Annotated in this window: 7 protein-coding genes and 1 pseudogene; all 8 read right to left on the bottom strand. The window is 65.1% G+C overall.

Translation table 11 applies throughout. The features are described from left to right. Positions 1–115: 115 nt before the first annotated feature. The 8 genes and pseudogenes from V0R62_RS23715 to V0R62_RS23680 all read right to left on the bottom strand — a co-directional run bounded on the left by V0R62_RS23715 (position 116) and on the right by V0R62_RS23680 (position 9,259). A complete protein-coding gene (locus tag V0R62_RS23715; protein ID WP_330105453.1) occupies positions 116–604 on the bottom strand; it encodes an RDD family protein in 489 nt (162 codons plus the stop codon). Positions 605–694: 90 nt separating this feature from the next. Further along, positions 695–907, bottom strand: coding sequence for a cold-shock protein (locus V0R62_RS23710; RefSeq protein ID WP_050704121.1), 213 nt, complete (start codon positions 905–907; stop codon positions 695–697). Positions 908–1,254: 347 nt separating this feature from the next. Beyond that, positions 1,255–2,376, bottom strand: a complete 1,122-nt coding sequence (gene gcvT / locus V0R62_RS23705; protein WP_330105452.1) for a glycine cleavage system aminomethyltransferase GcvT — start codon at positions 2,374–2,376, stop codon at positions 1,255–1,257. Between the two features lie 26 nt (positions 2,377–2,402). Beyond that, positions 2,403–3,779 (bottom strand): L-serine ammonia-lyase, encoded by a 1,377-nt coding sequence (locus V0R62_RS23700; protein ID WP_330105451.1) that lies wholly within the window; start codon positions 3,777–3,779, stop codon positions 2,403–2,405. Between the two features lie 52 nt (positions 3,780–3,831). Beyond that, positions 3,832–6,516 (bottom strand): annotated as a pseudogene (gene gcvP, locus V0R62_RS23695) (aminomethyl-transferring glycine dehydrogenase); the annotation flags it as partial. Positions 6,517–6,527: 11 nt separating this feature from the next. Further along, positions 6,528–6,911: a glycine cleavage system protein GcvH gene (gene gcvH, locus V0R62_RS23690; RefSeq protein ID WP_330105450.1), complete on the bottom strand. Its 384-nt coding sequence runs from the start codon at positions 6,909–6,911 to the stop codon at positions 6,528–6,530. Between the two features lie 282 nt (positions 6,912–7,193). After that, complete coding sequence (locus V0R62_RS23685) at positions 7,194–8,702, bottom strand: sigma-54-dependent transcriptional regulator (RefSeq protein ID WP_330105449.1); 1,509 nt, start codon at positions 8,700–8,702, stop codon at positions 7,194–7,196. Positions 8,703–8,890: 188 nt separating this feature from the next. Further along, the gene (locus V0R62_RS23680; RefSeq protein ID WP_330105448.1) at positions 8,891–9,259 is read right to left on the bottom strand and encodes a DUF5064 family protein; all 369 of its coding nucleotides are present in this window, start codon (positions 9,257–9,259) and stop codon (positions 8,891–8,893) included. Between the last annotated feature and the right edge of the window lie 47 nt (positions 9,260–9,306).

Below are 9,306 nucleotides of genomic sequence, written 5' to 3'. Positions count from 1 at the left end.
CCGCGACGGGGCCCCACCGCGGCCCCGGCGATCTGTCTTGTGGCGTAGATCCTGGGGCCGCTTTGCGGTCCTTTCGCGGCACAAGGCCGCTCCTACAGGGTGGTCGTCGTCCGGGCTACTTCTTGCGCTTGGGCACACGCACCAGCTGTGTCTCGGAGTAAATGTCGTGCCAACTGCGCTGGCGCTTGTCGATCAGCGACCAGAAGAACCCCAGCCCCAGGCACAGCCAGGAGGCGATTGACACCACGAAGCGCAGCAGCGCCTGCCACAGACTGATGGCGCTGCCGTCGGCGTTTTGCACCCGCACTCCCCACACCTGCATGCCCAGGGTCTGGCCGCCATGGGTCCAGAACTTGGCGAAGAAGCCGAACAGGGCGAACAGCAGGATCGTCGACAGCAACGGGTCGCCATCCAGCGCGCCGGCCTCGGTCAGTTCGCGCATGCGCGCCTCGCCGATGATCGCCATCTGGATCATCTTGTAGGCGCCGGCGGTGACGATCAGCAGGGCGGTGCACAGCAGGAAGTCATAGAACATCGCCGCCAGCCGGCGACCCAGGCCGACGGGGGGGAAATCACCCTGGGGTGAGAGCAGGGGCTTGGACATGCAGGACGGCTCCGAATGGCGAAGCCGCTATTCTACGGGCAAAAAAAAGCCCCTGCACTTGGCAGGGGCTTTTTGAATTCGGGTAATCGCTTAGGCGACAACCTGAACTTTGTCAGCCTGCAGGCCTTTCTGGCCTTGCACGGCTTCGAAGGTGACTTTCTGGCCTTCTTTCAGGCTCTTGAAGCCGTTGCCTTCGATGGCACGGAAGTGAACAAACAGATCAGCACCGCTCTCAGGGGTGATGAAGCCGTAACCTTTCTCGTCATTGAACCACTTGACGGTACCGTTCTGACGCTCAGCCATTGTCTTATTTCCTATGAAACTTGAATTTTGATGACAGTTTCTTTCACGCTTTTGTAAGTGAAAGACTACTGGGCTGGGTTGCAGGAAAGTAAGAGACGTCGAACGGGTTGTAGCAGATTGCGGCTACTGGCCCAGGTCACGAACTGTTGCGACCCATGCAAACACAGTGCGATGACTCTACGCCAACTGCCGAGCGAAAAACAAGCCCTTGCGGTGGGTGAAAATCAGGGTTTTCCCGATAACCGAACGATTTGTCGGAAACGGCGTGGCGCCTGGGCTGGCGCTATGTTCAGAAGTTATTGGACAGGTTCGAAAACGAATATGTCGAACCCGTCCAATCCACTCATTCAGCCACGGTAGTAACGTTGTGCCACGAAAGGCATTTTGCTGACCTTCAGGGCAACTTGCTTGCCACGGACGACTGCAAACAACGCCGTGTCGAGGGCCGCATGTTCGTTATCGACATAGCCCATGGCCACGGGCGCGCCAAGCGTCGGCCCGAAGCCGCCGCTGCACACTTCGCCGACCACCTTGCCAGCCTGGTCGACGATCTGCGCGCCCTCACGCACAGGCGTGCGTTCCTGGGGCAGCAGGCCGACCCGCTTGCGCGCCACGCCAGCCTGTTGCTGGGCGAACACGGTGTCTGCACCTGGGAAGCCACCAGCGCGAGTGCCATCGGCGCGGCGCACCTTGGAGATGGCCCACAGCAGGCTGGCTTCGATTGGGGTGGTGGTGGTGTCCATGTCGTGGCCGTACAGGCACAGGCCGGCTTCCAGGCGCAGCGAATCGCGCGCGCCCAGGCCGATCGGCTGGACCTCGGGCTCGGCCAGCAGGCGGCGGGCCAGGGCTTCGGCGGCGGCGGCCGGCACCGAAATCTCGTAGCCGTCCTCGCCGGTGTAGCCCGAGCGGCTGACGAAGCAGTCGTTGCCGAGCAGGCTGACCGGGCGGAACTGCATGAAGGTCATGCCGGCCACTTCCGGGGCCAGGCGCTCCAGCACCTTGACCGCCGCCGGGCCTTGCAGGGCGAGCAGGGCGCGTTCCTCGAACAGCGGCTGGATCTCGCAGTGATCACCGATATGTTTGCGCAGGTGCGCCAGGTCCTGGTCCTTGCAGGCGGCATTGACCACTAGGAACAGGGTGTCGTCACCCAGGTTGGCGACCATCAGGTCGTCGAGAATGCCGCCCTGCGGGTTGGTGAACATGGCATAGCGCTGCATGCCCACCGGCAGGTCGACGATATCGACCGGTACCAGCGTTTCCAGGGCACGGGCGGCATCGCTGCCACGCAGGATGATCTGGCCCATGTGCGAGACATCGAACAGGCCGGCCTGCTCGCGGGTGTGCAAGTGCTCCTTGAGCACGCCCAGCGGGTACTGCACGGGCATGTCGTAGCCGGCGAACGGCACCATGCGCGCGCCCAGTTCCAGGTGCAGGGCGTGCAGCGGGGTCTTGTGCAGTGTTTCGGACATCGGTGACTCCTCGTTTTTTATTCGGGTCAACATTCGATGATGTTGACGGCCAGACCGCCGCGGGCGGTCTCCTTGTATTTGCTTTTCATGTCGGCGCCGGTCTGGCGCATGGTGCGGATGACCTTGTCGAGGGAGACGTAGTGCTGCCCGTCGCCGCGCAGGGCCATGCGCACCGCGTTGATCGCCTTTACCGAGCCCATGGCGTTGCGCTCGATGCAGGGCACCTGGACCAGCCCGCCGATGGGGTCGCAGGTCAGGCCCAGGTTGTGTTCCATGCCGATCTCGGCGGCGTTTTCCACCTGCTGCGGGGTACCGCCCATCACTTCGCACAGGGCGCCAGCAGCCATCGAGCAGGCCACGCCAACCTCGCCCTGGCAGCCGACCTCGGCGCCGGAGATCGAGGCGTTTTCCTTGTACAGAATGCCGATCGCCGCAGCGGTGAGCAGGAAGCGCACCACCCCGTCCTCATTGGCGCCGGGGACGAAGCGCATGTAGTAGTGCAGCACTGCCGGGACGATGCCGGCCGCGCCGTTGGTCGGCGCGGTGACCACCCGCCCGCCGTAGGCGTTCTCCTCGTTCACTGCCAGGGCATAGAGGTTGACCCAGTCGAGCACCGACAGCGCGTCGCGCAGGCTGGCCTCCGGATGACGGCTGAGCTGGCGGTACAGTGCCGGCGCCCGGCGCTTGACCTTGAGCCCGCCGGGCAGGATGCCCTCATGCCTGCAACCCGCCTCGACGCAGTCCTGCATCACCTGCCAGATGCGCAGCAGGCCGGCGCGGGTCTCGGCCTCCGGGCGCCAGGCAGCCTCGTTGGCCAGCATCACCTGGCTGAACGAAAGCTGCTGGGTGGTGCAATGGGCCAGCAGTTCCTTGCCGGTCTTGAACGGGTAGGCCAGCACGGTGCTGTCCTCGACGATGCGGTCGTGGCCTGCGGCCTCCTCGTCGACCACGAAGCCGCCGCCCACGGAGTAGTACTCGCGGCTGCGGATCTGCAGGCCGGCGGCGTCGAAGGCGCGGAAGATCATGCCGTTGGGGTGGTAGTCCAGCGGTTTGCGGATCATCGCCAGGTGCTGCTTCTCGACGAAGGCGATTTCATGTTCGCCGAGCAGGCGCAGGCGTCCGCTGTCGCGGATCGCCTGCAGGCGCGCGGGGATGGTTTCGGTGTCGACGGTGTCGGGATGTTCGCCTTCCAGGCCCAGCAGCACGGCCTTGTCGCTGCCGTGACCCTTGCCGGTGGCACCAAGCGAGCCGTACAGCTCGGCCTTGACGCTGACCGTGCCAGCCAGCAGGCCGTCACGGCGCAGGCCTTCGGCGAAGCGCGCGGCGGCGCGCATCGGGCCGACCGTGTGCGAGCTGGAGGGGCCGATGCCGATCTTGAACAGGTCGAAGACGCTCAGGGACATGGTACTTCTCCTGAAGAATCTGGGGCCGCTTTGCGGCCCTTTCCGGCCGCTCCGACGCGGTGTGCGGGGCGTTCTTCAGCGGGTTGTCGTCCTTGTCCAGGCTGCCATTCTCGACGGCGCGAATCTCCTCGCGGATCTGGATCATCGCGTTGCAGAAGCGGTCCAGTTCCTCTTTGGACTCGCTTTCGGTCGGTTCGATCATCAGCGTGCCGGCCACCGGGAAGGACATGGTCGGGGCGTGGAAGCCGAAGTCGATCAGGCGCTTGGCCACGTCGTCGACGCTGATGCCGCTGGTGTCCTTGAGCGGACGCAGGTCGAGGATGCACTCATGCGCCACCAGGCCGTTGCCGCCGGTGTACAGCACAGGATAGTGCTCTTCCAGGCGACGGGCGATGTAGTTGGCGTTGAGGATCGCCATCTGCGAGGCGCGTTTCAAACCAGCGCCACCCATCATGCGAATGTACATCCAGGTGATCGGCAGGATGCTCGCGCTGCCGAACGGTGCGGCGCACACGGCGCCCGCGGTGTTCTCCAGCGTCGCATGGCCGGGCAGGAACGGCGCCAGGTGCGATTTGACGCCGATCGGGCCGACGCCCGGGCCGCCGCCGCCGTGGGGGATGCAGAAGGTCTTGTGCAGGTTCAGGTGCGAGACGTCGCCGCCGAACTTGCCCGGGGCGCACAGGCCGACCATGGCGTTCATGTTGGCGCCGTCGATGTACACCTGGCCGCCGTTGTCATGGATGATCGCGCAGATCTCGCCGATGGCTTCCTCGAACACGCCGTGGGTCGACGGGTAGGTGATCATGATCGCCGCCAGGCGCTCGCGGTGCTCGATGGCCTTGGCGCGCAGGTCGTCGATGTCGACGTTGCCGCGGGCATCGCAGGCGGTGACCACCACGCGCATGCCGGCCATGTGCGCGGTGGCGGGGTTGGTGCCGTGGGCCGAGGACGGGATCAGGCAGATGTCGCGGTGGCTGTCGCCGCGGCTGCGGTGGTAGGCGCGGATCGCCAGCAAGCCGGCGTACTCGCCCTGGGAGCCGGCATTGGGCTGCAGCGACACGGCGTCATAGCCGGTGGCGGCGCAGAGCATGGCTTCCAGCTCGGTGGTCATCTGCAGGTAGCCCTGGCTCTGCTCGGCCGGGGCGAACGGGTGCAGGTTGCCGAACTCGGCCCAGGTCACCGGGATCATCTCGCTGGCGGCGTTGAGCTTCATGGTGCACGAGCCCAGCGGGATCATGCTGCGGTCCAGCGCCAGGTCCTTGTCGGCCAGGCGGCGCAGGTAGCGCATCAGTTCGGTTTCGCTGTGATAGCGGTTGAACACCGGGTGCTCGAGAATGGCCGACTGGCGCAGCAGGCCAGCCGGCAGACGCGCGGCGACAGTGTTGGCCAGGGCGGTGAAGTCAGGGGTGGCCTGGCCGTCGGCGAACAGTTGCCACAGGGCCTCGACATCGGCCTGGCTGCTGGTTTCGTCCAGCGACAGGCCCAGGTGAGCGGTGTCGACCTGGCGCAGGTTGATGCCCAGGGCGCGGGCCTTGTCGTGCAGGGCGGCGGTGGCGCTGCCGGTGGCCAGGGTCAGGGTGTCGAAGAACTCGTCGGTGACGACTTTCACGCCCAGCTTGGTCAGGCCGGTGGCCAGGATCGCGGTCAGCGCGTGGGTGCGCTCGGCGATGCGTTTGAGGCCGGCCGGGCCGTGGTACACGGCGTACATGCTGGCGATGTTGGCCAGCAGCACCTGGGCGGTGCAGATGTTGCTGGTGGCCTTCTCGCGGCGGATGTGCTGCTCGCGGGTCTGCATGGCCAGGCGCAGGGCGCTCTTGCCGAAGCGGTCGATCGACACGCCGACCAGGCGGCCCGGCATGTCACGCTTGAACGCATCGCGGGTGGCGAAGTAGGCTGCGTGCGGGCCACCGAAGCCCAGCGGCACACCGAAGCGCTGGGCGCTGCCAATGGCCACGTCGGCGTCGAACTCGCCCGGCGGGGTGAGCAGGGTCAGGGCCAGCAGGTCGGCGGCCACGGCCACCAGGGCACCGGCGGCGTGGAAGCGCTGCACCACTTCGCGGTAGTCGAACACGTCGCCGTTGCTGGCCGGGTATTGCAGCAGGGCGCCGAAGTAGGCGCTGACGTCGCCCAGTTCACGCTCGTCGCCCACCACTACCTCGATACCCAGCGGTTCGGCGCGGGTGCGCAGCACGTCGAGGGTTTGCGGGTGGCAGTGCACGGAGGCGAAGAAGGCGTGGCTGGCCTTGTTCTTCGACAGGCGCTTGCAGAAGGTCATGGCTTCGGCGGCGGCGGTGGCTTCGTCAAGCAGCGAGGCGTTGGCGATCGGCAGGCCGGTGAGGTCGCTGATCAGGGTCTGGAAGTTCAGCAGCGCTTCCAGGCGGCCTTGGGAGATCTCTGGCTGGTACGGGGTGTAGGCGGTGTACCAGGCCGGGTTTTCCAGGAGGTTGCGCAGGATCGGTGCCGGGGTGTGGGTGTTGTAGTAGCCCTGGCCGATGTAGCTCTTGAACAGCTGGTTCTTGCCGGCAATGGCTTTCAGCGCGGCGAGGGCGTCGGCCTCGCTCTGGCCGTCTTCGCTGCCGAGCACGCTGGTGCCCTTGATGCTGTCGGGGATGACCGCGGCGGTCATCGCTTCCAGCGAGTCGAAGCCCAGGGTGGTGAGCATGGCTTGCTCGTCAGCGGCGCGCGGGCCGATGTGACGGGCGATGAATTCGTTGGCGGTGCCGAGGTTGAGGGTCATGGTGCGGTACCTCAGGCGTCGTCGTTGGCTTTGAGCAAGCGGTCGTAGGCGTCCTGGTCGAGCAGGGCGTTCACTTCGCTCATGTCGGCGGGGATGAAGCGGAAGAACCAGCCTTCGCCCAGCGGGTCTTCGTTGACCAGCTCGGGGCTGTCGTTCAGGCCTTCATTGACCGCGACCACTTCACCGGTGAGCGGCATGTACACACCGCTGGCGGCTTTGACCGATTCCACGGTGGAGGCTTCGGCGCCCTTGTCGTACTGCTGCAGTTCCGGCAGTTGCACATAGACCACGTCGCCGAGGGCGTTCTGGGCGTAGGCGGTGATGCCCACGGTGACGCTGCCATCGGCTTCGACGCGCAGCCATTCGTGATCTTCGGTGAAACGCAACTCGCTCATGGGAATTCCTCGGGAAGCAGGGGGCGTTGGGCGCGGTAGGCTCCGCGCTCTTAAGGTTGGAATTCCCTTAGCAATAATGCGGCCAGATAACAAAAATCCTTATTAATCAATAAGTTAATTTTATTTCGTAGGTTTTATGTCATTCGCTTGGAACGAAATCGATACAGATGAGTAGGAAATCAAAAGCGTTGCAGGATCAAACCCTTGCAAAGGCGCATGTAAATGGATGTGTATCGATATCATTACGTCGTAATGAAATCGATACGCCAGGTGCGGCCTGAGTCAACCTCGGGTTGGAATTCCGTACTTGCGCAAGCGCTGGGCAATGGCCGTATGCGAAGTCTGCAAGCGTCCGGCCAACTGCCGGGTCGAGGGGTAGCTGGCATACAGCCGCTGCAACAGTTCGCGCTCGAAATCCCCCATCGCCTGTTCCAGGCTGGCCACCTCGCCATCCTGACCGCGTGCCACCGAGGTGCCGGCGATGTCCAGGTCGCCGATATCCACGACGTTGCTTTCGCAAATAGCCGCTGCACGGAAAATCACGTTCTGCAATTGGCGCACGTTGCCCGGCCAGGGGTTGGCCAGCAGCGCGGGGTGCGTGGCCGGGGCCAGCCGGCAGGCTGGGCGCTGGATCTGGGTGCAGGCCTGCTGCATGAAAAATTGCGCCAGCGACAGGATGTCCTGGCCGCGCTCGCGCAGCGGCGGGACCTGCAGGTTGAGCACGTTGAGGCGGTAGAACAGGTCTTCGCGGAAAGTGCCTTCGCCGACCATGCGCTCCAGGTCGCGGTGGGTGGCGCTGATGATGCGCACATCCACTTTGACCTCGCGGTCGCCGCCGACCCGGCGGAAGCTGCCGTCGCTGAGAAAACGCAGGAGCTTGGCCTGCAGGTACGGCGACATTTCGCCGATCTCGTCGAGGAACACCGTGCCCTGGTTGGCCAGCTCCATCAGCCCGGGCTTGCCGCCACGTTGCGCGCCGGTGAAAGCGCCGGGGGCGTAGCCGAACAGTTCGCTCTCGGCCAGGCTCTCGGGCAGCGCCGCGCAGTTGAGCGCCAGGAACGGCGCGGCATGGCGGCTGCTGATGGCGTGGCAGGCACGGGCCACCAGTTCCTTGCCGGTACCGGTCTCGCCGTGCACCAGCAGCGGCGCGTCGAGGGTGGCCACGCGCAGCGCGCGGGCCTTGAGGGTGCGGATGGCCGGGGAGTCGCCGAGCATGGCGTCGAAGCCTTCGGCGTGGTCGTGGTGCAGGGCCGACAGTCGCTCGCCCATGCGGTTCGGCGGGTACAGGGTCAACAGGCCGCCGGCGTGGGTGATCGGCGTGGCGTCGAGCAGCAGGCTCTGGCCGTTGAGCTGCATCTCGCGCATGGGCAGGTGGAAGTTGTTGTCCAGCAACGCTTGCAGCAGGTCGGGATCGCCGAACAGCTCGCCCACCGAGCGCCCGGCCGACTCGCGCCCGCACAGGGCGATCAGCGCCGGGTTGGCCAGCAGCACATTGCCTGCGCTGTCCACCGCCAGCACCGGGTCGCTCATGGCGGCAAGCAGGGCGTCGAGTTGCAGGTGACGGCGCTGGCCGGGGAGGATGTCGACCACTTGCACCGACTGCACACCGCGCACCTCGAAGAGGGCGTCGTGCAGTTCTTCGAGCACGGCGGGGCTCAGGGTCGGGGCGTCGATGTAGACGTTCGGCGGGACCATCTCCACGGCATCGAGGTTGAGGTTGCGGGCACCGAGCAGGGCCAGGACTTCCTGGGTGATGCCGACGCGGTCGATGAAGCTGACGTGGATGCGCATGGGGGGCAATTATGGCCGAGGGAGGCCGTAGTATGCCTTGCGAGGTGTGCCTAGCCCAACATTGCCGGGGCCGCTTTGCGGCCCTTTCGCGACACAAGGCCGCTCCTACAGGGATCGCATGTGCCTGTAGGAGCGGCCTTGCCGAGGCGTTGGACCGGTCGGAAAGGGCTGCATAGCAGCCCCAGAAATTACTCGAGATGCTCGGGCTTGATCGGGTCGCCCGATTTCACATCCAGCTTGGTGCGAATGTCTTCGAACATGTAGTCATACAGCTTGTGCGGCGAGCCGAGGTTCTCGAACTTCTTCGGTGGCGGCAGGTACGACTGGGCCTTGCGGCTCAACTGCATCAGAAAGCTCGGCAGCACCTGGTCCTTGGCCAGGAAGAATTTCTCATCGACGGTCTTGCCCTCGATGTGGCCGTGCATGCGGAACTGGATACCTCTGCCTTCCGTGGGGTCGGTCGCCGCCTCGTATTCGATATTGAGGTCGTAGCTGTGGTCGTTATTGTTCAGCGCGTTGCGCATGATGTGTACATGACCGGGGTGGTACTGGGCCATGGCGAGTCCTCCGGAAGGTTGAAAACGGCGGGCGCCAGGCACCCGCC

It is taken from the genome of Pseudomonas carassii (assembly GCF_036324045.1).
Classification (GTDB): domain Bacteria; phylum Pseudomonadota; class Gammaproteobacteria; order Pseudomonadales; family Pseudomonadaceae; genus Aquipseudomonas; species Aquipseudomonas peradeniyensis.
The sequence above is the reverse complement of the archived record's forward strand: the minus strand, read 5'-3'. Positions and strand labels throughout refer to the sequence as shown.